The sequence below is a fragment of the Burkholderia sp. BCC1047 genome (assembly GCF_902833155.1).
GTDB classification, from domain to species: domain Bacteria; phylum Pseudomonadota; class Gammaproteobacteria; order Burkholderiales; family Burkholderiaceae; genus Burkholderia; species Burkholderia sola.
In genome coordinates this window covers 214,344-236,941 of sequence record NZ_CADFEH010000003.1, presented here as the reverse complement: position 1 = coordinate 236,941, position 22,598 = coordinate 214,344, and the positions used below count along the sequence as shown (strand labels likewise).

The following is a 22,598-nucleotide window of genomic DNA, read 5'->3' as shown; positions in this document are numbered from 1 at the left end:
TTGTGTACGGCGCACCGCTTGCGCAGCCGCCGTCATTGTTGGCGCGCCGCCCTGACCGGGCAACGCGCCGAACCACTGTCGAACCTGCGCGCGATGCGCGCGGGCTCGTTACTTCTTTTTCTTCGGCGAGAGCACCATGATCATCTGGCGCCCTTCCATCTTCGGCATCTGCTCGACCTGGCCGACTTCCTCGAGATCCGTGCGCAGACGCTCCAGCATCCGCATACCGATTTCCTGGTGAGCCATTTCGCGGCCGCGGAAACGCAACGTGATCTTCGTCTTGTCGCCCTCTTCGAGGAAGCGCACGAGATTGCGGAGCTTGACGTTGTAATCCCCGTCATCGGTACCCGGGCGGAACTTGACTTCCTTGACCTGGATGACCTTCTGCTTCAGCTTCGCTTCGTGCTGCTTCTTCGATTCCTGGTACTTGAACTTGCCGTAATCCATCAGACGGCAAACCGGCGGCACCGCTTGCGGCGCGATCTCCACCAGGTCAACATCCAGTTCTTCCGATTTACGGAAAGCGTCAGCGAGTTTTACGATACCGAGCGGTTCGTTCTCGATCCCGACCAGGCGCACTTCCGGCGCAGTGATTTCACCGTTGATGCGGTGCGACGACTTATCAGTAGCGATGTTACGTTTCCTCTAAAAATTAAAAAAACGAGCCGCGCTGCCAGGGCGGTTACTTGAACGAGCGCAGGTCTTCCTGCAGACGCTCAACGAAGGCTTCGACCGGCATAACGCCAAGATCGACGCCGCCACGGGCACGCACGGCTACCGTTTGCGCATCACGCTCCTTATCACCCACGACGAGGAGATAAGGCACCTTTTCCAGCGTGTGCTCGCGTATTTTATAGCTAATCTTCTCGTTGCGCAAATCGGCCGCCACTCTAACCCCTTGTTTTTGCAACGTTTGGGTTAGAGCGTGCGCATATTCGGCCTGACTTTCGGCGATATTGAGCACAATTGCCTGGTACGGCGCGAGCCAGACCGGCATTGCACCAGCGTGGTGCTCGATCAAGATGCCGAGGAAACGCTCCATCGAACCGACGATCGCGCGGTGCAGCATCACCGGCCGGCGACGGCTGTTGTCCTCCGCGACGTACTCGGCGCCGAGGCGCTCCGGCAGCACCATGTCGAGCTGCAGCGTGCCGCACTGCCACGAACGGCCGAGCGCGTCCTTGATGTGGTACTCGATCTTCGGGCCGTAGAACGCACCCTCGCCCGGCAACTCTTCCCACGTGAGGCCGCAAGCGGTCAGCGCGTCGCGCAAACCCTGCTCGGCGCGATCCCACGTTTCGTCCGTGCCCGCACGCTGGTCCGGGCGCAGCGACAGCTTGATGTCGATGTGATCGAAACCGAAGTCCTTGTACACGCTCATCGCGAGCGTGTTGAACGCGATCGATTCCGAGATGAACTGGTCTTCCGTACAGAAGATGTGCGCGTCGTCCTGCACGAAGCCGCGCACGCGCATCAGGCCGTGCAGCGCGCCCGACGCCTCGTTGCGGTGGCACGAGCCGAATTCCGCGTAACGCAGCGGCAGGTCGCGATACGAGCGCAGGCCGTGCTTGAACACCTGGACGTGGCCCGGGCAGTTCATCGGCTTGATCGCGTAGTCGCGCTTCTCCGACTCCGTCGTGAACATGTTCTCGCGATAGTTCTGCCAGTGGCCCGACGCTTCCCACAGCGAGCGGTCCATGATCATCGGCGTCTTGATCTCGAGATAGCCGGCGTCGTTCACGCGGCGGCGCATGTACTGCTCGACCTGCTGCCACAGCGCCCAGCCCTTCGGATGCCAGAACACCATGCCCGGCGACTCTTCCTGCATGTGGAACAGGTCGAGCTGCTTGCCGAGCTTGCGGTGGTCGCGCTTTTCCGCTTCCTCGAGCATGTGCAGGTACTGGTCCTGGTCTTCCTTCTTCGTCCAGGCCGTGCCGTAGATGCGCTGCAGCTGCTCGTTCTTCGAATCGCCGCGCCAGTACGCGCCCGCGACCTTCATCAGCTTGAAGACCTTCAGCTTGCCGGTGGACGGCACGTGCGGGCCGCGGCACAGATCGGTGAAGCCGCCGTGCGAGTACAGCTTGATTTCGTCGCTTTGCGGAATCGATTCGATGATCTCGGCCTTGTACTTCTCGCCGATGCTGCGGAAGTAACCGGCCGCCTCGTCGCGCGACACGACACGGCGCGTGACCGGCTCGTCCTTCTTCGCGAGTTCCTGCATGCGCTTTTCGATCTTTTCCAGATCTTCCGGCGTAAACGGGCGGTTGTACGAGAAGTCGTAATAGAAACCGTTGTCGATCACCGGGCCGATCGTCACCTGCGCGTCCGGATACAGTTCCTTCACCGCATACGCGAGCAAGTGGGCGGTCGAGTGGCGGATGATGTCGAGGCCGTCGGCATCCTTGTCCGTGACGATCGCGAGCGACGCGTCGCGGTCGATCAGCGTCGACGTATCCACGAGCTCGCCATCGAGCTTGCCACCCAGCGCAGCCTTAGCGAGGCCGGGACCGATCGAGGCCGCGACCTCGGCAACTGTCACCGGATGCTCGTATTGTCGAACTGAGCCGTCAGGCAAGCGTATCGAAACCATAGCATTCTCCGTGATGCCGACAGTGGGCGGCAGACCAGGTACGCGAGATCAAACTCGCGCGTGAAAATTCGCGACAAAAAAAATGCGGCCCCGCTTTCGAGGGGCCGCATTCGATACTTCACTCAAACTGAAAGGGCGAAAACGTTCCTCGACTAGCGTCGCTCCGAAGTGGTTTCGGTCAACGTTCGCGGTGTCATAACCGTATTCGCCTTGTTCGCGTTGAGTTGTGTACTGCTTCGAACACCCGGAGGCCGGGCATTCTCAATTCGTTGGTAGGCTCGATTGGATTCGAACCAACGACCCCCACCATGTCAAGGTGGTGCTCTAACCAACTGAGCTACGAGCCTAGAGAAGCTAAGATTATATGGAGTGGCTGCAGGCTTGGCAAGTGTTTTATGCGGTCGCAGCAAAATAACGCGGAACCAACCCCATCAGGATTTCCGTCCTGCCCGCACGACGCCCTGCACCTCGCCGAGCAGCGTGCACGCGCGCTGCACCTGCGCCGAATTCGAGACCTCGACCGTGAACTGCATGAAGGCCGCATTGCGGCGGCTTTGCGTCTTCACGCCCACGACGTTGATCTTTTCGCGCGCGAACACTTCGGAGATATCGCGCAGCAGCCCTTGCCGATCGCTCGCCTCGATCATCAGGTCGACCGGATAGACGGACGCGCCGCGCCCGCCCAGCACGTCGGCCGACCAGGTCGTCTGCAGCACGCGTTCCGGCGCGCGCTCGACCATCCGGCGAAACGTCGGGCAGTCGCTGCGGTGGATCGACATCCCCTTGCCGCGCGTGACGAAACCGCTGATCGGATCGGGCGGCGCCGGACGGCAGCAGCGCGCCAGCTGCGTCAGCAGCGCGTCGACACCCACCACCAGCACGCCGGTCGACGCACCGTGCGCGACGCTCGCGCCGCTGCTGCGCTTCTCGAAATCGGCCGGCGCCTCGGGCGCCGGTTCCGGCGGCGGCGCGTCGGACAGCGCGTGCTCGACGTTGCGCAGGCTGAATTCTTCCTTGCCGACGACCGAGAACAGCTCCTCGGGCGACTTGAAGCCGAGCTTCGCGGCGAGGTTGTCCAGGCTGACCGACGTCTTGCCCTCGCGCTGCAGCGTCTTTTCGACGAGCGCGCGGCCGTGCGCGATGTTTTCTTCCTGCTCGATCGAGTTGAACCACGCCCGCACCTTCTGCCGCGCACGCGGGCTCTTCAGGTAACCGAGCTGCAGGTTCAGCCAGTCGCGCGACGGCCCGCCCTCCTTCACCGCGACGATCTCGACCGTCTGGCCGTTCGAAAGCGCCGTGTTCAGCGGCACCATCACGCCGTCGACGCGCGCGCCGCGGCAGCGATGGCCGAGCTCGCTGTGCAGGTGGTACGCGAAATCGACCGGCGTCGCGCCCTGCGGCAGCGCGATCACGCGCGCCTGCGGCGTCAGCACGTAGATGTGGTCGTCGTCGAGCGACGTCTCGCGCAGTTGCGCCCACGCCTGATCGCCCGACACCTCGGTGCCGTCCTCGACGTCGTCCTTCCACGCGAGCAACTGACGCAGCCACGCGATCTTCTCGTCGTACTTGTCGCTCGCCGAGAACTGGCCGCCATAGCCGCGCGCGCCGGCCTCCTTGTAGCGCCAGTGCGCGGCGACGCCGTACTCCGCGAAGCGATGCATCTCCTGCGTGCGGATCTGCACTTCGAACGCACGGCCGTCGTCGCCGATCACGACCGTATGCAGCGACTTGTAGCCGTTCGGCTTCGGCCGCGAGATGTAGTCGTCGAATTCCTTCGGCACCGGCTGCCACAGGTGATGCACGATGCCGAGCACCGCGTAGCAATCCTTGATGTCGGGCACGATCACGCGAAACGCGCGCACGTCGTACAGCTCGGAAAAATCGAGCTCCTTGCCGCGCATCTTGCGCCAGATGCTGTAGATATGCTTCGGCCGGCCGCTGACGTCGGCCTGGATGTGCGCTTGCGCGAGCTCGTGCTGCAGCCGCGCGATCGCCTGCGTGACGTACGCCTCGCGCTCGATGCGCTTCTCGTCGAGCAGCTTCGCGATCCGCTTGTAGGTGACGGGATCCTCGAAGCGGAACGCGAGATCCTCGAGCTCCCACTTCAGTTGCCAGATACCGAGACGGTTCGCGAGCGGCGCATAGATCTCGAGCGTCTCGCGCGCGACGTCGGGCGGCGGATCGAGCTTCGCGGCCGCGTAGTAGCGCAGCGACTGCAACCGCGACGCGAGCCGGATCAGCACCACGCGGATGTCCTGCGCGAACGCGAGCAGCATCTTGCGCAGCGCCTCGATCTGCGTGCGCCGCTCTTCCGCCGCGTCGCGCCCGGAGTCGGGCTTCGCGGCGTTCTGCGCGGCGCGCAGGCTGACCGTGCCGAGCCGCAACAGCTTGCGCACGTCGGCCACGAGCCGCGCGACTTCGTCGCCGAAACGCTCGGTCAGCTCGCGCTCGGGGTCGCTCAGGTGCGGCGTCAGCACGAACAGCGCGGCGGCCTGCATCGCGTGCGGATCGACGTTCAGCGTGCGCATGATCGCCGCCGTGCCGGCCGAGTGATCGGCGAGCAACTCGCCCGACGACAGCCGCGCGTCGCCGGCCCGCTCGCGCACGAACGCGAGCACGTCGTCGAACGACGGCGCCGCGACGGGAGAAGCGGAAACGGATTCGGTCATTGCACGGCCTGCCGGAATACGGTCATCTTTGGCTGACGCTCAGCTCCGCTGCGCGGCGACGACCACGATCTCGACGAGCAGCGCCGGATCGGCGAGCTTCGCCTCGACGGTCGCGCGCGGCGGCGTGTTGCCTTCCGCAACCCATGCGTCCCACTCCGCATTCATGCCTTCGAAGTTCGCGAGATCCGAGATGTAGATCTGCACCGACAGCAGATGGGCCTTGTCGCTGTTCGCTTCGGCGAGCAGGCGGTCGATGTGGCCGAGCACTTCGCGCGTCTGGCCGCGGATGTCCTGCGTGGTGTCTTCGGCGATCTGGCCGGCCAGATACACGGTACCGTTGTGGATCGCGGTTTCGGAGAGACGGGCCCCGACGTGGTGACGAATGACTGCCATGAAATGTTCCGGTCGTGATGGGTAGGGATTCGGGCGGCGGCACGGCCCGCGTGCCGCCGAACCGCATATTATGACGCGTTTATGCGTCGCCTTCGACGAAAAACCGCCGCGCGAGCGCAATCTGGTCCGCGCTGACGAACGCCGGCGCGTGGCCCGCCCCCGGAATCTCGACCTGCGTCACATGCCGGCCGCGACGGACCATTTCGGCCGCCGTCTCGCGCGACAGCAGGTCGGACGTCTCGCCGCGCACGACGAGCAGCGTCGCGTCCGTCGTCTCGATCGCGCGCCACAGCGCGGCCTCGCCGAGCGCGGCCAGTTCGGGCGTCGTCGCCTTGAACGGTTCGGCGATGCGCGGATCGTAGCGCATCGTCCAGCCGCCTTCGGGCAGTTCGTGCAGCAGCGGCCCGTTGATCTCGCGCCATTCGTCGGCGCTCAGCGCACCGAATGGCAGCGACAGCGACGTCAGATAATCGACTCCCTCCTGCTCGGTCGCAAAGCGCGGCTGCACGCCGAGGTACTCGCCGATGCGCGTCAGCGAATCGGGCTCGATGCGCGGACCGACGTCGTTGACGATCATCCGGCGCAGCGGCGAACCGGGCAGCCCGGCAAGCGCCATCCCGATCAGGCCGCCCATCGACGTGCCGAACCAGTCGACCGATTCGACGTCGAGCCGGGCAATCAGCGTCACCATGTCGGCCACGTATTGCGGAATCGCATAGAGCCGCGGATCGGCCAGCCGGTCCGAGCGGCCACGCCCGGCGACATCGGGGCAGACGACGCGATACGTATCGGACAGCGCGGCGGCCAGCCGGTCGAAATCGCGGCCGGAGCGGGTCAGGCCGTGCACGCAGACGAGCACGCGCGAATTCGCGGGGTCGCCCCACTCGGTATAGGCGACGTGGTGAAGGCCGGCCGTGCTCGCACACTGCACGCGCCGCTGGCGGGGGACCGGGGGATTCGCTGGGGTCGTTGGCATCGTTGGCATCCTGTCGAACGGGGGCGACGCGCGGGGCAACGCTTGCGACGCCCGATGCAAACGATTGTAAACCGCTTCGGAATGACGGGTCGCCACGCGCCCGGCCCGCCACCCGGGGCGGGTTCAGTCGTGGCGGCGCCACGCATGACGCAACTGCTCGCGCAGGAAATCGACGAACGTCCGCACGCGCAGCGGCACGTGACGGCCGCCGGGATAGACGGCATGCAGCGGCGCGGCGGACGCCGCGAAGGCCGGCAGCACGCGTACGAGCCGGCCGGCGTCGAGATCGGCGCCGACGTCCCAGATCGACTTCAGCGCAATGCCCGCGCCCTCGAGCGCCAGCGTGCGCGCCGCGCCGCCGTCGTTGGTCAGCAGCGCGGCCGTCACCTCGACCGCCACGCCGCCTTGCGCGCCGTCGAACCGCCATTCGGCACGCGGCTGGTCGCCCATCACGATGCATCGATGCGCACGAAGCTCGGCCGGATGGGCCGGCGACCCGTGCGCCGCGAGATAACCCGGCGACGCGCACAGCACGCGATGATTCGGCGCCAGCTCGCGCGCGATCATCGTCGAATCGGCAAGATTGCCGATCCGCACGGCGACGTCGATGTCGGACGCGAGCAGATCGACGACCGTATCGGTCAACATCAGCTGCACGGTCAATTGCGGATGTCGCTGCTGAAAGGCCGCCACGAGCGGCGCGATTCGCAGGCGTCCGAGCTCGCCGGGCGCCGTCACGCGCAGCACGCCGCTGACCGTGCCGCGGCGATCGCGCATCAGCGTTTCCGCCTGCTCGACCTCCGCGAGGATGCGTAGCACCTGCGCGTGAAACTGCGCGCCGTCGTCGGTGAGCGTTTGCTGCCGCGTCGTCCGGTGCAGCAGGCGCACGCCGAGCCGCGACTCGAGATGCGCGAGTCGCTTGCTGACGACGGACAACGACAGGTCGAGCTCGCGCGCCGCCGCCGACAGGCTGCCGGCCGACACGATCCGCGCGAAGGTATCGAGTGCCGGGAAATCGTCGATCAGCGTCATGGCGCCCGCCTCACCCTAACCTTTCCTTTTTTCGAAGAATCCATTCGCTTCTTGCCCGTATTTGCATTCAGAACGGAAACCTACCATACCTGTTCCGCGTCGTCGCCTGACGCTTTCACAGGACCCTCGAAACCATGTCGATCCGCCTTCGTTCGGCCACCCGCCCCGTCGCGCACGCATTCGCGGCAGCCGCCTGCGTCGTGGCGCTCTGCTCCCCCGCCGCCCATGCCGCCGATCTCGTCGAGCCGCACACGCTGACCGTCGCGGCGGGCTTGCCGGCCGCGCAGGCCCGCGCGCAAGTGCTGGCCGCGCGCCGCTACGGCAGCTTCTGGAATACCGGCGACCCCGCGCTCGCTCGCGCGGCGCTCGCCGACGACTTCACCGACCGCACGCTGCCGCCCGGCCGCGAACAGGGCCTGCCGGGGCCGCTCGCGGCGTCCGGCACGATGCGCGGCGCGATCCCGGACCTGCGCTGCGACATCGAACAGATGATCGTTGCCGGCGACCGGGTCGTCGTGCACCTGCATTTCCGCGGGCATTTCACCGGGGCGTTCAACGGAACGGCCGGGCGCGGACAGGCGATCGACTTCATCGCGACCGATATCTATCGGATCGACCACGGCCGGATCGCGGAAAACTGGCACATCGAAGACAACCTGACGCTGATGCGTCAGCTTGGGCTCGTCGGTTGACGGAGGGGACGATGACTCACGGTAACGACACTTCCGCGACGCCGCTGCCGCGCCGCACGTTCCTGGCCCAGGCCGGCGCCGGGCTCGCGGCCGGCGTCGCGCTGGCCGCAGGCACGTCCGTGCCCGCCACCGCCGCGCCGACGCCGACGCCGGTGCCTGCCGCACCGGGCACCACGCCGTTCTGGCCGGACGGCGCGCGGCTCGTGATCTCGATCTCGATGCAGTTCGAGGCGGGTGGCCAACCGCCCACGGGCGCGGACAGCCCGTTTCCGGCCGTCGCGTTCCCGCCGTCGGTGCCGGTCGATCTCGCGTCGGCCACCTGGTTTGCGTATGGCTACCGGGAAGGCATTCCGCGCCTGCTCGATCTGTGGGACCGGCACGGCGTGAAAGTGACGTCGCACATGATCGGGGAAGCCGTGCGCCGGCACCCCGAACTGGCGCGCGAAATCGTATCGCGCGGCCACGAAGCCGCCGCGCACGGCCCGACGTGGCGCGCGCAATTCGCGATGAGCCGCGACGACGAGCGCCGCTTCCTGACCGAAGCGCGCGACATGGTCGAAGCAGTGACCGGGCAGCGCCCGACCGGCTACAACTGCAACTGGCTGCGGCGCGGACCGCATACGTTGTCGCTGCTGCAGGAACTCGGCTACGTGTATCACATCGACGACGTCAGTCGCGACGAACCGTTCATCGAGACCGTCGGCGGCCGCGATTTCGCGGTGGTCCCGTACACGCTGCGCAACAACGACATCCTGCTGATCGAAGGCCGCAACTACTCGCCGACGATGTTCGTCGAGCAGATCAAGCTGGATTTCGACCAGCTGTACGCGGAAGCCGGACAGCGGCGCAGACTGATGTCGATCAGCGCGCACGACCGGATCAGCGGCACGCCGCAGATGGTCCGCGCGTGGGACACCTTCCTGCACTACGCTCGATCACACCCGGGGGTCGTTTTCATGCGCAAGGACGACATCGCGCGCTTCGCGCTGCACAGCCCGTCGACGCTGCGCGAGGTCGAAACGATCTGACCGGATTCCGCTCAACTCTGCTCAATTCACTACCCAGGAACGACTTTCATGAACGATCCGCTCCACGGAAAGAACGTACTCGTCGTCGGCGGAAGCTCCGGCATCGGCGCCGCCACCGCGACGGCATTCGCGCGGCGCGGCGCGCATCTGACGATCGCGTCGCGCGATCCGGCCAGGTTCGACATCGATGCCATACCGGGCGCGCAGGTGCGGACCGAAGCGCTCGACATCACCGATACGGCGGACGTCGATGCGTTCTGCGCGCGCGTCGGCCGGTTCGACCACGTCGTGATTTCGGCCGCGAATACGGCCACGGGCCCGGTCCGTGCGCTGCCGCTGGCCGACGCGCAGGCCGCGATGGACAGCAAGTTCTGGGGCGCATACCGCATCGCGCGCGCGATCGATATCGCGCCGGGCGGCTCGCTGACGTTCGTGTCGGGGTTCCTCAGCGTGCGGCCGAGCGCGTCGTCGGTGCTGCAAGGCGCGATCAACGCGGCGCTCGAGGCCCTCGCCCGCGGGCTGGCGCTTGAGCTGGCGCCGGTTCGCGTGAACACCGTGTCGCCCGGCCTGATCGCGACGCCGCTGTGGGACAAGCTTGCGCCCGACGCACGCGACGCGATGTACGCCGGCGCCGCCCAGCGGCTTCCGGCACGCAGGGTCGGCCAGCCGGAGGATGTCGCGAATGCGATCCTGTATCTGGCGGCCACGCCTTATGCAACCGGTTCGACGGTACTGATCGACGGCGGCGGCGCAATTGCGTGACACGTGCGTGCATGACAAAACGCCCCGCGTTCCGTCGGGAACGCGGGGCGTCGAGGATCACGCACCAGGGTCGTGCTCAGGCCACGGCGCTGACGTCGAGCGGTGCGCCCGTCTTCGCCTGAATCTCGTCGACGCTCACGCCGTCGGCGAGTTCGAGCACCTTCAACCCGGACGGCGTCACTTCGATCACGCCGAGATCGGTGATGATCAGGTCGACCACGCCGACACCCGTGAGCGGCAGGTTGCATTCGTCGAGGATCTTGTGCTGGTCGCCCTTCGCGACATGCTCCATCAGCACGACGACACGCCCCACGCCCGCGACGAGGTCCATCGCGCCGCCCATCCCCTTGATCATCTTGCCGGGGATCATCCAGTTCGCGAGGTCGCCCTGCTTGCTGACCTGCATCGCGCCGAGGATCGCGAGGTTGATGTGGCCGCCGCGGATCATCGCGAACGAATCGGCCGACGAGAAGATCGACGAACCGGGCAGCGTCGTGACGGTCTGCTTGCCGGCGTTGATCAGATCGGCGTCGACTTCGTCTTCGGTCGGCGAGGGGCCGATGCCGAGCAGGCCGTTCTCCGACTGCAGCCACACCTCGACGCCTTCCGGCACGTGGTTCGCGACGAGCGTCGGCAGGCCGATGCCGAGGTTCACGTAGAAGCCGTCCTGCAGTTCCTTCGCCGCGCGCGCGGCCATCTGGTCACGATTCCAGGCCATGTCAGTCTCCTTTCGCGCGTACGACGCGTTGTTCGATGCGTTTTTCCGGCGTCGCGTTCAGCACGATGCGCTGCACGAAGATCCCCGGCGTATGAACCTGATCCGGATCGAGCGTGCCGTTCTCGACGATCTCCTCGACCTCCACCACGGTGATCTTGCCGGCCATCGCGCACATCGGGTTGAAGTTGCGCGCGGTGCGGCGATAGATCAGGTTGCCGGACTTGTCGGCCTTCCACGCCTTCACGAGCGCGACGTCGGCCGTCAGCGACTGCTCGAGCACGTAGTGGCGATCGCCGAACTGGCGCGTTTCCTTGCCTTCCGCGATCACGGTGCCGTAGCCGGTATTCGTGAAGAACGCGGGGATGCCCGCGCCGCCCGCGCGCAGCTTCTCGGCGAGCGTGCCCTGCGGCGTGAATTCGAGCTCGAGTTCGCCGGCCAGGTACTGGCGCTCGAACTCCTTGTTCTCGCCGACGTACGACGAGATCATCTTCTTGATCTGGCGCGTTTCCAGCAGCAGGCCGAGGCCGAAACCGTCGACGCCCGCGTTGTTGCTGATGCAGGTGATGCCCTTGACGGCCGAATCGCGCAACGCCGCGATCAGCGCCTCGGGAATGCCGCACAGGCCGAAGCCGCCCACCGCGAAGGTCTGTCCGTCACGGACGATCCCCTCCAGCGCGGCAGCCGCGCTTGGATAGACTTTGTTCATCTGTTGTCCCTTCCTCTATGGAAACCAGCAAAACCGGTTCACGCGCCACGTGGCGCAAGCCCGCCGCACCATTCTATGCATGCGCGGCGATGCCTGCGTCGAGGCACGCTTTTTATGTCGCGACGAACGCCGCGAGATGCCTGAAAGGGTACGATGCGGCGCGGATGCGGCACAATACGCAAAAATACATAAGCATTTCCCTCCCCCCGCGCCATGCCCGATCTCGATTACCAGACCGCCTTCCACCTCGCGCCGCTCGGCCTCGTGCTGTCGCGAGACCGCGTGATCGAGGACTGCAACGACGCGCTCGCGTCGATCTTCCGCTGCGCGCGGGCCGACCTGACCGGAAAATCGTATGCGGTGCTCTACCCGTCCACGGACGAATTCCAGCGAATCGGCGAGCGCATCGCACGCGTGATGGTCGCGAACGGCGTCTACTCGGACGACAGAATCATGAAGCGCGCCGACGGCGAACTGTTCTGGTGCCACGTGACGGGCCGCGCGCTCGACCGCACCGCACCGCTCGCGGCCGGCATCTGGACCTTCGAGGATCTGAGCGCGACGCGCCGCGTCGCGGTCGAGCTGACCCCGCGCGAACGCGAGATCGCCGCGCAGCTCGCGACCGGCAAGACCAGCAAGCAGATCGGGCGCGTGCTCGACATCAGCTCCCGCACGGTTGACATCTACCGCGCGCGACTGATGCGCAAATACGGGACGAACAATACGCCGGAGCTGCTGCAGCGCCTGCTCGGGCAGTGAACGCGCATTGCATCGCGGCGCGCGAATGACGATCGGCCGCACATGGCGGCCGATTGACGGAAACGACGGGCACCGCGCGCCACCGGCGACCCGGTGCGCACGGCCTGCCGATATGCGCGCTCAGCCGATTTTCGTCGCGAGCGCGTGCTCGATCGTGTCGCGCAGCAGCGGCGGCAGCGGCACCGACTTGCCGAGCGCGTAATCGACCCACACGCAGCGCGCGTTGCCGCGTGCATAGACATGCTGCGGATCGTCCGCGCGCGTGAGCTCGAAGCCGGTGTCGAAGCTGCTTCGGCCGGGCTTCGCGGCCGACATCCTCGCGATCACGTCGCCCGGATAGTGCAGCTGCTTGAGGAACTCCATCGACGCGGTGACGATGACGGGCCCCTGCCCCTCGCCGTTGCCGCCCGCAATGCCGAGCTGCTCGAACCACGAGATCCGCGCCTGCTCCATGTAGCGGAAATAGACCGTGTTGTTCACATGGCCGAACGCGTCCATGTCGCCCCAGCGGATCGGCATCGACATCTCAAAAACGGGGGAGTAATCGCTTGTTGCGCTCATTGCTGTCTTCTTTGTTGCAAAATGTCATCCGCTCACGCAAGGCCGAAGCCGTCGTCCGCGGAGATGATCGAGCCATTGATGAACTGCGACTCGTCGGCCGCGAGCAGCAACAACAGCCCATCGAGATCCTGCGGCTTGCCGACGCGCCGGCGCGGCAGTATCGACTGCAGCTTCTGGCCCTGCTCGGTTTCCCACAGGTAATGATTGATTTCGGTATCGATATAGCCCGGGCAAATCGCGTTCACGTTGATCCCGTGGCGGCCCCACTCCAGCGCCATCGCGCGCGTCATCTGCACGACCGCGGCCTTGCTCATCGCGTATAGCCCGATCTGCGGGAACACCCGCAGCCCGGCGACCGACGCGATGTTGATGATCCGGCACGGCGGCTTGCCGTTGCCGCCGCCGTTCGCGCGCATGATCATCCGCTTCGCGACTTCCTGCGCGACGAAAAATGCGCCGCGCGTGTTCGTATCGAACACGAACTCGAAATCCGCCGGCGTCACGTCGACGAGCTTCTGCATCGTCGACACGCCCGAATTGTTCACGAGGATGTCGATCGTGCCGGCTTCCGTCTCCGCATGCGCGACGGCCGCCTTGATGCTCTGGACGTCGGTCACGTCGAGCGACACGACGTGCGCGGCGCCGCCCGCCGCCTCGATCTCCGCGCGCAGCTCCTTCAGGCGCTCGACGCGGCGGCTCGCGAGCACGACCTTCGCGCCGGCCTGCGACAGCACCTGCGCAAAACGCTGCCCGAGGCCGCTCGACGCGCCCGTGACCAGCGCAACCTTGCCCTCCAGATTGATCGATCGACCCATTTGCACATCCCCTTTCGATATCGTTGCGCCAGCCCGGACGGCACAGCCCGGGCGGCATTACCCTAGCACAAAAAATAGAACGATCGTGCTAATCTACCCGCATGCTGTTGCGGCAAGCGTTTCGTTTCGCAGACAATACGCTCCCGAATAAAAGCATTCTAACGGTTAGAGGAACGCCAATGACCCCCGCAAGCCTCATCGAGCAATACGGCCCGCGCGAATCGATGGAATACGACGTCGTGATCGTCGGCGGCGGCCCCGCCGGGCTGTCGGCGGCGATCCGGCTCAAGCAGCTGGCCGCCGAGAAAGGCACCGAGATCGGCGTGTGCGTGCTCGAGAAGGGTTCCGAGATCGGCGCGCACATCCTGTCGGGCGCGGTGATGGACCCGCGCGCGATCACCGAACTGTTTCCCGACTGGAAGGAACGCGGCGCGCCGCTCGACGTCGAGGTGACGGAAGACCGCTTCCTGTTCCTGTCCGAGAAAAGCGCGGTGACCACGCCGAACTGGGCGCTGCCGGACAACTTCAAGAATCACGGCAACTACGTGATTTCGCTGGGCAACGTGACGCGCTGGCTCGGCCAGCAGGCCGAAGCGCTCGGTGTGGAGATCTTCCCCGGCTTCCCGGCCGCGGAGATTCTCTACAACGACGACGGCTCGGTCAAAGGCGTCGCGACCGGCAACATGGGCGTGGGCAAGGACGGCGAGCCGACCGAGAACTTCCAGCTCGGCATGGAATTGCACGCGAAGTACACGCTGTTTGCCGAAGGCTGTCGCGGCCACCTCGGCCGCCAACTGATCTCGACGTTCAAGCTCGACGCGAACGCCGATCCGCAGGCGTACGGGATCGGCATCAAGGAACTGTGGGAAATCGATCCCGCGAAGCACAAGCCGGGCCTCGTGATCCACACGGCCGGCTGGCCGCTGAAGTCCGACACGTACGGCGGCTCGTTCCTGTATCACATGGACAACAACCAGGTCGTGGTCGGCTTCGTGGTGGGCCTGGGCTACACGAACCCGTACCTGTCGCCGTTCGAGGAATTCCAGCGCTACAAGACGCACCCGTCGATCCGCGCGTTCCTCGAAGGCGGCAAGCGCGTGTCGTACGGCGCGCGCGCGATCACAGCCGGCGGCCTGCTGTCGCTGCCGAAGACGGTGTTCCCGGGCGGCGCGCTGATCGGCGACGACGCGGGTTTCCTGAACGCATCGCGGATCAAGGGCAGCCATGCGGCGATCAAGACCGGCATGCTCGCGGCCGACGCCGCGTTCGACGCGGTGCAGGCCGGCCGCCAGTCGGACGAGCTCAATGCGTACCCGGATGCGTTCAAGCAATCGTGGCTGTACACGGAGCTGTACCGCGCGCGCAACTTCAAGCAGTGGATGGCCAAGGGCCTGTATCTCGGCACGCTGATGGTCGGGCTCGAGCAGAAGGTGATGGGCGGCAACGTACCGTGGACGCTGCATCACCAGCATGCGGACCACGAGATGCTGAAGCCGGCGTCGCAGTGCGAGCCGATCGAATATCCGAAGCCGGACGGCAAGCTGACGTTCGACCGGCTGTCGTCGGTGTTCATCTCGAACACGAACCACGAGGAGAACCAGCCGGCGCACCTGACGCTGAAGGATGCGAACGTGCCGGTGAACGTGAACCTGCGCACGTACGCGGGGCCGGAGGCGCGCTTCTGCCCGGCGGCCGTGTACGAGTTCGTGAAGAACGACGACGGCGGCGAGCGCCTCGTGATCAACGCGCAGAACTGCGTGCACTGCAAGACATGCGACATCAAGGACCCGACGCAGAACATCGTGTGGGTCACGCCCGAAGGCGGCGGCGGGCCGAACTACCCGAACATGTAAGCTGCCGGAACGCGCCGCCGCGAGCGGCGCGTTTTTTTGGTCACGGCACACCACCGCCGCAAACGAAACGGGGCGCTGCATCACGCAGCGCCCCGCTTGCATTCATCGTTCGACGGCCGACGCGACGCGCGCCGCCCGCTTCTATCAAGTCGCGCTGCCCGCGATCTTCGGCGTGGCCGTCTCGACGTCGCCGCACTGTGCGCGATGGCGCAGCGCATGGTCGATCAGCACGAGCGCGAGCATCGATTCGGCGATCGGCGTCGCGCGAATGCCGACGCACGGATCGTGGCGACCGAAGGTTTCGACCGTCGCCTCTTCGCCGGACTTCGTGATCGAGCGGCGCGGCGTGCGGATGCTCGACGTCGGCTTGATCGCGATCGACACGGTGATGTCCTGCCCCGTCGAAATCCCGCCGAGCACGCCGCCCGCGTGGTTGCCGACGAAGCCGGCCGGCGTCAGTTCGTCGCCGTGCACCGAGCCGCGCTGCGCGACGCTGTCGAAGCCCGCGCCGATCTCGACGCCCTTCACCGCGTTGATGCTCATCATCGCCTTCGCGATATCGGCATCGAGCCGGTCGAACACCGGTTCGCCCCAGCCGACCGGCACGCCGGACGCGACGACGTCGATGCGCGCGCCGATCGAATCGCCGTCCTTGCGCAGCGCATCCATGTACGCCTCGAGCTCCGGCACGACCGCCGCGTTCGGCGAGAAGAACGGGTTCTCGTGCACGTACGACCAGTCGACGAACGGTACGTCGATGTCGCCGAGGCCGCTCATGTAGCCGCGCACCTCGACCCCGAAGCGCTCGCGCAGCCACTTCTTCGCGACCGCGCCCGCGCCGACGATCGGCGCGGTCAGACGCGCGGACGAGCGGCCGCCGCCGCGGTAATCGCGGATGCCGTATTTCTGCCAATAGGTGTAGTCGGCGTGACCGGGACGGAACGTCTCGACGATGTTGCCGTAGTCCTTGCTGCGCTGGTCGGTATTGCGGATCAGCAGCGCGATCGGCGTGCCGGTCGTCACGCCTTCGAACACGCCCGACAGGATCTCGACCTCGTCGGCCTCCTGTCGTTGCGTCACGTGCCGCGACGTGCCGGGCTTGCGGCGATCGAGCTCGACCTGAATGTCGGCTTCGGTCAGCCCCATCCCCGGCGGGCAGCCGTCGATCACGCAGCCGATCGCGGGACCGTGCGATTCGCCGAAGGTCGTGACAGTGAAAAGCGTGCCGAGGGTATTGCCGGACATGATGGAACCGCCCAAAGAGAAATGGTCAAACCGATGCGCTGCCGGGGCCGCAGGCAGGTCGATCGTTTGCCGGTCGAGAAAGAGGTAAACCGCTATTATGCCAGCCGTCCCGGGCCCGCGGGCCGGGTGAACCGTTCAGACCACACGGGCCGGCCGCGGATAAGGGCGGATGCGAGGCAGGTGTGGCGATCGCAGGCCCTCGGCGTTGCGCTCGGGACCCGCCGAACCGGGCCGCCATCCCGGCCGGGTGCGCGGATCGATCGTCCCGCGCCGGCCCCGACGCCCGCCCGCCTACTTCCGCGCGCCGCGCAGTTCGGTCACCGCCGCCTGCAGCGCCTCGGGCGTCGCCACCGACGCCGGGATCGGCTCGCCGACCGCCAGCGTCAGCCGGCTCATCACGCCGCGCTTGATCGGCCGCGGCATCCGCGCATCGGAATGCCGCGAAAAATAGCTGCCCCACAGCCCGCGCAGCGCCATCGGGATCACCGGCGCCGGCGTGCGGCCCAGGATCTCGGTGATGCCGTGATGGAACGGGTTGATGTCGCCAGTCTTCGTCAGCTTGCCCTCGGGGAAGATGCACACGAGTTCGCCGTCCTTCAGCGCGGCCTCGCACAGGTCGTACGCCCGCGCGAGCATCGCGGGATCCTCGTGGCGCGGCGCGATCGGGATCGCCTTCGCATGCCGGAATACCCAGCTCGCGAAACGCGTCTTGAAGATCCGGTGATCCATCACGAAACGAATCGGACGCGGGCTCGCGGCGGCCAGCACGAGCGCATCGACGTAGCTGACGTGGTTGCACACGAGCACCGCCGCCCCTTCCGCCGGGATTCGCTCCGCGTGCACGAGGCGGATCCGGTAGAACGTATGCACGAGCACCCACGCGACGAAGCGCAGCAGGAACTCGGGCACGAGCAGGTAGATATACGTCGCGACCACGACGTTCAACAGCGCGGTGACGAGGAACAGCCCCGGAATGTCGACGCCGGCCTTGGTCAACCCCATCGCCATCACGGCCGACAGGATCATGAACAGCGCGTTCAGGATGTTGTTCGCGGCGATGATCCGCGCACGGTGCGTCGGCGCGCTGCGGCTCTGGATCAGCGCATACAGCGGCACGCTGTAGAAGCCGCCGAACATCGCGAGCAGGAACAGGTCGGCCAGGATGCGCCAGTGGCGCGCGCCGCCGAGGAATTCGCCGACCGACAGCAGATGGCCGGGCGACGGCAACGCGTGGCTCGCGAAATACAGCTCGATCGCGAACACGCTGATGCCGATCGAGCCCAGCGGCACGAGGCCGATCTCGACGCGCCGCTGCGACAGCCGCTCGCACAGCAGCGAACCGAGGCCGATGCCGACCGAGAACGTCGCGAGCAGGACCGTGACGACGTCGGGGCTCGCGGACAGCACGTCCTTCGCGAAATTGAAGAACGACGTGAGGAACGTCGCGCCGACGAACCACAGCCACGAGATGCCGAGCAGGCTCAGGAACACCGTGCGGTTCTGCCGCGCGAGCTTGAGGTTGCGCCAGGTCTCGCTGACCGGGTTCCAGTTGATCACGAGGTCGGGCTGCGGCGCGGGCGTCGATGGCACGCGCTGCGCGACGAGCCGCCCGGCCAGCGCGATCACGACGACGCTCACCGCGAGCACGCGTTCGCCGCTGCCTTCGATGCCGGCCGCCGCGCCGCCAATGATCGTGCCGATCAGGATCGCGATGAACGTGCCCATCTCGACGAGCCCGTTGCCGCCGACCAGCTCATGTTCGCCGAGATGCTGCGGCAGGTACGAATATTTGACGGGCCCGAACAGCGTCGAATGCATTCCCATCATGAACGTGCACAGATACAGCAGCGTCGCGCTGTGCGTGACGAAGCCGGCCGCGCCGACCAGCATCAGCACGATCTCGAACGATTTCACGAAGCGCGTGAGGGTCGCCTTGTCGTATTTGTCGGCGATCTGGCCCGAGGTGGCCGAGAACAGCACGAACGGCAAGATGAAGATCGCGGAAATCAGGAACGCAGCCGTCTTCGCATCGACGCCGGAGAACCGCGCGGTGTGATACGTGACGAGCGACGTGAAGCCGATCTTGAAGACGTTGTCGTTCAGCGCGCCGAGGAACTGGGTCGTGAAGAACGGCGCGAAGCGGCGCTCGCGCAGCAGGTCGAACTGCGATGCGTGGGCGCGACGTTCGTCGCGCCGCCCCGATGTGGCTTGCGTGTGATCGCTCATGCGGAATACGCGCGCATCGTCTGGGCGATGCTGCGCGGGCCTCGTGTTGTCGTTGAAAAAACGGCGGCGCAGGACATGCCTGCGCCGCCGCGTGCCGGATGGCGGCGCCCATGCATCGACGTGCCGGGCGCGGCGCGATTCACGGCTTGTGCGCTTCGGCTTCCGATTCCGGCCAGTCGCGAATGTACGCCTTCAGCATCCGGTTCTCGAAGCTTTGCGCCTCGACGACCGTCTTCGCGACGTCGTAGAACGAAATGACGCCCATCAGCACCTTCTTGTCGAGCACGGGCATGTAGCGTGCGTGACGCTCGAGCATCATCCGGCGCACTTCGTTGACGTCCGTTTCCGGCGTGCACGTGAGCGGCTCGTCCATCACCTTGCGCACCTGCACGTCGCCGATCGCGCCGCCGTTCACGTGCAGGCGCAGGATGATCTCGCGAAACGTCAGCATCCCGACGAGATCGCCGTACTCCATCACGACGAGCGAACCGATGTCGTGCTCGGCCATCGTATCGACCGCTTCGCGCAGCGGCTTATCGGGCGTCACCGTAAACAGCGTGTTGCCCTTCACTTTCAGAATATCGCTGACGCGCATCGTAGTCCCCTCATGCTTGAATGCAAAATCTCTTTCGATCCTATCGGAAAGCCTGTCAAAAGGAAAGCACGGGCCGGCGCGGCGGGCCGCCGCCGCTTGCGGACGCGGGCCGCCGGCCGCACAATGACCTCATGAACAGCGGCCCGAGGAGACGGCCATGGCGCATACGCATACGGAGCAATTCGCCAGCTTCGCTGATTTCTACCCGTATTACCTGAACGAGCACCAGAACCTGACGTCGCGGCGGCTGCACTTCATCGGCTCGCTCGGCGTGATCGGCTGCGTCGCGATGGCGGTCGCGACCGGCCACTGGCTGTGGCTGCCGGCGGCGATCGTCTGCGGCTACGGGTTCGCGTGGGTCGGCCACTTCTTCTTCGAGAAGAACCGTCCGGCGACGTTCCGGCACCCGATCTACAGCCTGATGGGCGACTGGGTGATGTTCAGGGATATCTGTACCGGCAAGATCCCGCTGTAGCCGCCGGCCCGCCTTCAGGCCGGCCGCGGCGGCCGCGCGTGCGGGTCGGCCGCGCCCGGCGCCGGCCCGGCGCTCGCGGCCGGCTGCCCGCCCGCGAGCCGGTGCGCGGCAATCAGCGACGCGAGCGTCACGTCGAACCGGTCGCTCGACAGCACCTCGAGCAGCGCCGCGCCTTCGACGTGGCTGCGGCGCCGCTCGAGCTGGTACGTCAACTCGGTACGATCGATCACCAGCACGTCGAACAGTTGGGCGAGCGTCAGCTGCTCCGGGTTCGCGAGCAGGATATAGCGCGGCGTGGCCTCTTCGCCGCCGTCGAGCCGCGCGACCCATTCCCGCTCCTCCATCGTCGTCAGCAGCCGCTGCGCGGTTTCCATGTCGCAGCGCAACATCGTCGCGAGCCGCAGCGCCGTGTAGCCGCGCTTGCCGGCCGCGCGCGCTTCGGCGAGCCGCGCGAGCAGTTCGAGCGCGTCGAGCAGGTCGCTGCCCGGATAGTGGATCCGGTGGAACTGGCCGACGCGAATCGCCGGCAGCGCCGACGCCACCATCGCGCCGAGCAGCGCGATGAACCAGCTCAGATACACCCACAGCAGGAACACCGGCAGCGCCGCGAACGCGCCATAGACGGCCGTATAGGTCGGAATGCGCCGCACGTAGTAGCCGAAACCGCGCTTCGCGAGTTCGAACGCGATGGCCGCGAACAGCCCGCCAATCACCGCGTCGCGCCAGGCGACCGCGCAGTTCGGCAGGTACACGTACAGCAGCGTGAACGCGAGCACCGTCAACGGCAGCGACGCAAGTGCGAGCAGCCACTCGACGATCGACGTCGACGCCCCCGCGCCGGTGAACGCGAGCGATTGCGTGAACAGGTACGACGAAATCGACAGGCTCACGCCGAACAGCAACGGCCCGAGCGTAATCAGCGCCCAGTACGCGAGCACGCGCTGCGCGAACGGCCGCGGCTTGCGCACGCGCCAGATCAGGTTGAACGCCGATTCGATCGTCATCATGGTCATCACCGACGTGACGACGAGCACGATCAGCCCGGCCGTCGTCAGCCCCTTGGCCTTCGACGCGAACTGGTTCAGGTACTTGAAGATCTGGATGTTGAACTGCGCGGGCATCAGGTGATCCGCGAGGAACCCCTGCAGCGAGATCTGGAACGACGCGAACATCGGGAACGCGGTGAACAGCGCGAACGCGACCGTCAGCAGCGGCACGAGCGCCAGCATCGTCGTGAAGGTCAGGCTCCCCGCCACCTGCGGGATGCGATCCTCGGCGCTGCGCCGGGCCGCGAACTGCGCGAGGCGCTTGATGGTGTCGAGATCGACGCTCAACTTCGGCAAACGGCTTCTCCTTCTCGAAACTGCGCGCGTCACGGCGCGCCGCCGCCGCGCTGCGCGACGGCTTCAGCCCCTATAATAGCCGCTCGATTCCAGCAGGGGCCGACTGCACCGGGCACGCGCGCGGCCGCACACGGCTCCGTCGCCCATGAAAGACATTCTCGTCCTCTATTACAGCCGTCACGGCGCCACGCGCGATCTCGCGCTCGCGATCGCGAACGGTATCGACAGCGTGCCGGGCATGCAGGCCCGCATCCGCACCGTGCCGCCCGTGTCGGCCGTATGCGAAGCCACCGCCCCCGACATCCCGGCCGACGGCCCGCCGTACGCGGAACTGCGCGACCTCGAGGAATGCGCGGGCCTCGCGCTCGGCTCGCCCACCCGCTTCGGCAACATGGCCGCGTCGCTCAAGTATTTCCTCGACGGCACGACGCCGCAATGGCTGTCCGGCGCACTGACCGGCAAGCCCGCGAGCGTGTTCACGTCGACGGGCAGCCTGCACGGCGGCCAGGAGTCGACGCTGCTGTCGATGATGCTGCCGCTGCTGCATCACGGGATGATGATCGTCGGGATCCCGTACACCGAATCCGCCCTCAGCACGACGCGTACCGGCGGCACGCCGTACGGCGCGTCGCACGTCGCGCAGCACGACCGCGCGGCGCCCGGCGGGCTCTCGGCGGACGAGAAGGCGCTTGCCGCCGCGCTGGGCGTGCGGCTCGCGCGCGCCGCCGCGGCCCTTTCCGCTGCGCAGGCCACCGAAGCCGCATGACCGCCCCCGCCCGCCCCGCCGTCGCGGCCCGGCCGCGCTACGCGCTGGCCGCCGCCGCGTGTCTCGTCGCGCTGATCGCGCTGTCGCTCGCATGGGAGCTGTGGCTCGCGCCGCTGCGCCCCGGCGGCTCCGCGCTGATGCTCAAGGCCGTGCCGCTCGCGCTCGCGCTGCCCGGCGTCTGGCGGCGTAACATCTATACGATGCAGTGGGCGAGCATGCTGATCCTCGTCTATCTGGCCGAAGGCATCGTGCGCGGCATGTCCGATCGCGGGCTGTCCGCAACGCTCGGCTGGTGCGAGACCCTGCTTGCCGTCGGCTTCTTCGTGGCGGCGCTGGCTTACGTCGCGCCGTTCAAGCGCGCGGCGAAAAAACCGCGCGCCGCGTCCTGACCCTT

General features: G+C 66.6%; 22 protein-coding genes and 1 tRNA gene. 8 read left to right on the top strand and 15 right to left on the bottom strand.

Going from position 1 to position 22,598, the window contains the following annotated elements; translation table 11 throughout:
* Positions 1 to 108: 108 nt before the first annotated feature.
* From infC to HWX55_RS04995, 7 genes are all read right to left on the bottom strand, one after another.
* Entirely contained in the window at positions 109 to 633 is a 525-nt protein-coding gene (gene infC, locus HWX55_RS05025; protein ID WP_071734130.1) for a translation initiation factor IF-3, read from the bottom strand.
* A 49-nt stretch (positions 634 to 682) separates the two neighbouring features.
* Positions 683 to 2,590, bottom strand: coding sequence for a threonine--tRNA ligase (gene thrS / locus HWX55_RS05020; RefSeq protein WP_050012468.1), 1,908 nt, complete (start codon positions 2,588 to 2,590; stop codon positions 683 to 685).
* Positions 2,591 to 2,860: 270 nt separating this feature from the next.
* Positions 2,861 to 2,937, bottom strand: a tRNA-Val gene (locus HWX55_RS05015).
* Positions 2,938 to 3,021: 84 nt separating this feature from the next.
* Entirely contained in the window at positions 3,022 to 5,259 is a 2,238-nt protein-coding gene (locus tag HWX55_RS05010) for a bifunctional (p)ppGpp synthetase/guanosine-3',5'-bis(diphosphate) 3'-pyrophosphohydrolase (RefSeq protein ID WP_175974454.1), read from the bottom strand.
* A 39-nt stretch (positions 5,260 to 5,298) separates the two neighbouring features.
* Positions 5,299 to 5,652 (bottom strand): RidA family protein, encoded by a 354-nt coding sequence (locus HWX55_RS05005; protein ID WP_069621352.1) that lies wholly within the window; start codon positions 5,650 to 5,652, stop codon positions 5,299 to 5,301.
* Between the two features lie 79 nt (positions 5,653 to 5,731).
* The gene (locus tag HWX55_RS05000; RefSeq protein ID WP_175974452.1) at positions 5,732 to 6,628 is read right to left on the bottom strand and encodes an alpha/beta hydrolase; all 897 of its coding nucleotides are present in this window, start codon (positions 6,626 to 6,628) and stop codon (positions 5,732 to 5,734) included.
* A 123-nt stretch (positions 6,629 to 6,751) separates the two neighbouring features.
* Positions 6,752 to 7,660, bottom strand: a complete 909-nt coding sequence (locus HWX55_RS04995; RefSeq protein ID WP_175974449.1) for a LysR family transcriptional regulator — start codon at positions 7,658 to 7,660, stop codon at positions 6,752 to 6,754.
* 134 nt (positions 7,661 to 7,794) lie between these two features.
* On the opposite strand from HWX55_RS04995, the gene HWX55_RS04990 reads away from it, so the two are divergent.
* Genes HWX55_RS04990 through HWX55_RS04980 form a run of 3 tightly spaced genes read left to right on the top strand, consistent with a single transcriptional unit; the run spans position 7,795 to position 10,142 of the window.
* Positions 7,795 to 8,352, top strand: coding sequence for an ester cyclase (locus tag HWX55_RS04990; RefSeq protein WP_175974448.1), 558 nt, complete (start codon positions 7,795 to 7,797; stop codon positions 8,350 to 8,352).
* A gap of 11 nt (positions 8,353 to 8,363) precedes the next feature.
* Positions 8,364 to 9,380, top strand: coding sequence for a polysaccharide deacetylase family protein (locus HWX55_RS04985; RefSeq protein WP_175974446.1), 1,017 nt, complete (start codon positions 8,364 to 8,366; stop codon positions 9,378 to 9,380).
* 48 nt (positions 9,381 to 9,428) lie between these two features.
* Complete coding sequence (locus tag HWX55_RS04980) at positions 9,429 to 10,142, top strand: SDR family oxidoreductase (RefSeq protein ID WP_175974444.1); 714 nt, start codon at positions 9,429 to 9,431, stop codon at positions 10,140 to 10,142.
* Between the two features lie 76 nt (positions 10,143 to 10,218).
* Here HWX55_RS04980 and HWX55_RS04975 read toward each other — a convergent pair whose 3' ends face one another.
* Both HWX55_RS04975 and HWX55_RS04970 read right to left on the bottom strand, forming a co-directional pair.
* Complete coding sequence (locus HWX55_RS04975; protein WP_175974442.1) at positions 10,219 to 10,860, bottom strand: CoA transferase subunit B; 642 nt, start codon at positions 10,858 to 10,860, stop codon at positions 10,219 to 10,221.
* Position 10,861: 1 nt separating this feature from the next.
* Positions 10,862 to 11,566, bottom strand: a complete 705-nt coding sequence (locus tag HWX55_RS04970) for a CoA transferase subunit A (protein WP_050012459.1) — start codon at positions 11,564 to 11,566, stop codon at positions 10,862 to 10,864.
* Between the two features lie 213 nt (positions 11,567 to 11,779).
* Here HWX55_RS04970 and HWX55_RS04965 point away from each other — a divergent pair, with 213 nt between their 5' ends.
* A complete protein-coding gene (locus tag HWX55_RS04965; protein ID WP_050012458.1) occupies positions 11,780 to 12,325 on the top strand; it encodes a LuxR C-terminal-related transcriptional regulator in 546 nt (181 codons plus the stop codon).
* Positions 12,326 to 12,445: 120 nt separating this feature from the next.
* Here HWX55_RS04965 and HWX55_RS04960 read toward each other — a convergent pair whose 3' ends face one another.
* Positions 12,446 to 12,886, bottom strand: coding sequence for a thioesterase family protein (locus HWX55_RS04960; RefSeq protein ID WP_050012457.1), 441 nt, complete (start codon positions 12,884 to 12,886; stop codon positions 12,446 to 12,448).
* 32 nt (positions 12,887 to 12,918) lie between these two features.
* Positions 12,919 to 13,701, bottom strand: a complete 783-nt coding sequence (locus tag HWX55_RS04955; protein ID WP_050012456.1) for an SDR family oxidoreductase — start codon at positions 13,699 to 13,701, stop codon at positions 12,919 to 12,921.
* A gap of 179 nt (positions 13,702 to 13,880) precedes the next feature.
* Here HWX55_RS04955 and HWX55_RS04950 point away from each other — a divergent pair, with 179 nt between their 5' ends.
* Positions 13,881 to 15,554: an electron transfer flavoprotein-ubiquinone oxidoreductase gene (locus HWX55_RS04950; protein WP_175974440.1), complete on the top strand. Its 1,674-nt coding sequence runs from the start codon at positions 13,881 to 13,883 to the stop codon at positions 15,552 to 15,554.
* Between the two features lie 144 nt (positions 15,555 to 15,698).
* Here the strand turns inward: HWX55_RS04950 and aroC are convergent, their stop codons facing one another.
* The 3 genes from aroC to HWX55_RS04935 form a co-directional block, all read right to left on the bottom strand.
* Positions 15,699 to 16,799 carry a chorismate synthase gene (gene aroC / locus HWX55_RS04945; protein WP_050018168.1) on the bottom strand — a complete coding sequence of 367 codons (1,101 nt, stop codon included), beginning with the start codon at positions 16,797 to 16,799 and terminating at the stop codon, positions 15,699 to 15,701.
* Positions 16,800 to 17,090: 291 nt separating this feature from the next.
* Positions 17,091 to 19,025, bottom strand: coding sequence for an MFS transporter (locus HWX55_RS04940; RefSeq protein WP_175974438.1), 1,935 nt, complete (start codon positions 19,023 to 19,025; stop codon positions 17,091 to 17,093).
* A 139-nt stretch (positions 19,026 to 19,164) separates the two neighbouring features.
* A complete protein-coding gene (locus HWX55_RS04935; RefSeq protein ID WP_006488504.1) occupies positions 19,165 to 19,620 on the bottom strand; it encodes a CBS domain-containing protein in 456 nt (151 codons plus the stop codon).
* Positions 19,621 to 19,777: 157 nt separating this feature from the next.
* Here HWX55_RS04935 and HWX55_RS04930 point away from each other — a divergent pair, with 157 nt between their 5' ends.
* Complete coding sequence (locus tag HWX55_RS04930) at positions 19,778 to 20,095, top strand: Mpo1-like protein (RefSeq protein WP_175974436.1); 318 nt, start codon at positions 19,778 to 19,780, stop codon at positions 20,093 to 20,095.
* A 14-nt stretch (positions 20,096 to 20,109) separates the two neighbouring features.
* On the opposite strand, the gene HWX55_RS04925 is transcribed toward HWX55_RS04930, so the two are convergent.
* On the bottom strand, positions 20,110 to 21,438 hold the full coding sequence (locus tag HWX55_RS04925) for a YihY family inner membrane protein (protein ID WP_089488378.1): 1,329 nt from the start codon (positions 21,436 to 21,438) through the stop codon (positions 20,110 to 20,112).
* A 145-nt stretch (positions 21,439 to 21,583) separates the two neighbouring features.
* Here HWX55_RS04925 and wrbA point away from each other — a divergent pair, with 145 nt between their 5' ends.
* Positions 21,584 to 22,204 carry an NAD(P)H:quinone oxidoreductase gene (gene wrbA, locus HWX55_RS04920; protein ID WP_175974434.1) on the top strand — a complete coding sequence of 207 codons (621 nt, stop codon included), beginning with the start codon at positions 21,584 to 21,586 and terminating at the stop codon, positions 22,202 to 22,204.
* A complete protein-coding gene (locus HWX55_RS04915; RefSeq protein ID WP_050018173.1) occupies positions 22,201 to 22,593 on the top strand; it encodes a DUF2069 domain-containing protein in 393 nt (130 codons plus the stop codon). The genes wrbA and HWX55_RS04915 overlap by 4 nt, the downstream gene beginning before the upstream one ends.
* Positions 22,594 to 22,598: the final 5 nt, after the last annotated feature.

What these genes read in the sequence shown, in the direction of transcription:
- HWX55_RS04930 (WP_175974436.1), top strand. Translation starts at nt 19,778, where the DNA reads ATGGCGCATACGCATACGGAGCAATTCGCCAGCTTCGCTGATTTCTAC.
- HWX55_RS04990 (WP_175974448.1), top strand. Translation starts at nt 7,795, where the DNA reads ATGTCGATCCGCCTTCGTTCGGCCACCCGCCCCGTCGCGCACGCATTC.
- HWX55_RS04995 (WP_175974449.1), bottom strand. Translation starts at nt 7,660, where the DNA reads ATGACGCTGATCGACGATTTCCCGGCACTCGATACCTTCGCGCGGATC.
- HWX55_RS04915 (WP_050018173.1), top strand. Translation starts at nt 22,201, where the DNA reads ATGACCGCCCCCGCCCGCCCCGCCGTCGCGGCCCGGCCGCGCTACGCG.
- HWX55_RS05005 (WP_069621352.1), bottom strand. Translation starts at nt 5,652, where the DNA reads ATGGCAGTCATTCGTCACCACGTCGGGGCCCGTCTCTCCGAAACCGCG.
- HWX55_RS04970 (WP_050012459.1), bottom strand. Translation starts at nt 11,566, where the DNA reads ATGAACAAAGTCTATCCAAGCGCGGCTGCCGCGCTGGAGGGGATCGTC.
- HWX55_RS05000 (WP_175974452.1), bottom strand. Translation starts at nt 6,628, where the DNA reads ATGCCAACGACCCCAGCGAATCCCCCGGTCCCCCGCCAGCGGCGCGTG.
- HWX55_RS04980 (WP_175974444.1), top strand. Translation starts at nt 9,429, where the DNA reads ATGAACGATCCGCTCCACGGAAAGAACGTACTCGTCGTCGGCGGAAGC.
- HWX55_RS04960 (WP_050012457.1), bottom strand. Translation starts at nt 12,886, where the DNA reads ATGAGCGCAACAAGCGATTACTCCCCCGTTTTTGAGATGTCGATGCCG.
- HWX55_RS04985 (WP_175974446.1), top strand. Translation starts at nt 8,364, where the DNA reads ATGACTCACGGTAACGACACTTCCGCGACGCCGCTGCCGCGCCGCACG.
- thrS (WP_050012468.1), bottom strand. Translation starts at nt 2,590, where the DNA reads ATGGTTTCGATACGCTTGCCTGACGGCTCAGTTCGACAATACGAGCAT.
- HWX55_RS04935 (WP_006488504.1), bottom strand. Translation starts at nt 19,620, where the DNA reads ATGCGCGTCAGCGATATTCTGAAAGTGAAGGGCAACACGCTGTTTACG.
- HWX55_RS04965 (WP_050012458.1), top strand. Translation starts at nt 11,780, where the DNA reads ATGCCCGATCTCGATTACCAGACCGCCTTCCACCTCGCGCCGCTCGGC.
- wrbA (WP_175974434.1), top strand. Translation starts at nt 21,584, where the DNA reads ATGAAAGACATTCTCGTCCTCTATTACAGCCGTCACGGCGCCACGCGC.
- HWX55_RS04950 (WP_175974440.1), top strand. Translation starts at nt 13,881, where the DNA reads ATGACCCCCGCAAGCCTCATCGAGCAATACGGCCCGCGCGAATCGATG.
- HWX55_RS04975 (WP_175974442.1), bottom strand. Translation starts at nt 10,860, where the DNA reads ATGGCCTGGAATCGTGACCAGATGGCCGCGCGCGCGGCGAAGGAACTG.
- HWX55_RS05010 (WP_175974454.1), bottom strand. Translation starts at nt 5,259, where the DNA reads ATGACCGAATCCGTTTCCGCTTCTCCCGTCGCGGCGCCGTCGTTCGAC.
- HWX55_RS04955 (WP_050012456.1), bottom strand. Translation starts at nt 13,701, where the DNA reads ATGGGTCGATCGATCAATCTGGAGGGCAAGGTTGCGCTGGTCACGGGC.
- HWX55_RS04940 (WP_175974438.1), bottom strand. Translation starts at nt 19,025, where the DNA reads ATGAGCGATCACACGCAAGCCACATCGGGGCGGCGCGACGAACGTCGC.
- aroC (WP_050018168.1), bottom strand. Translation starts at nt 16,799, where the DNA reads ATGTCCGGCAATACCCTCGGCACGCTTTTCACTGTCACGACCTTCGGC.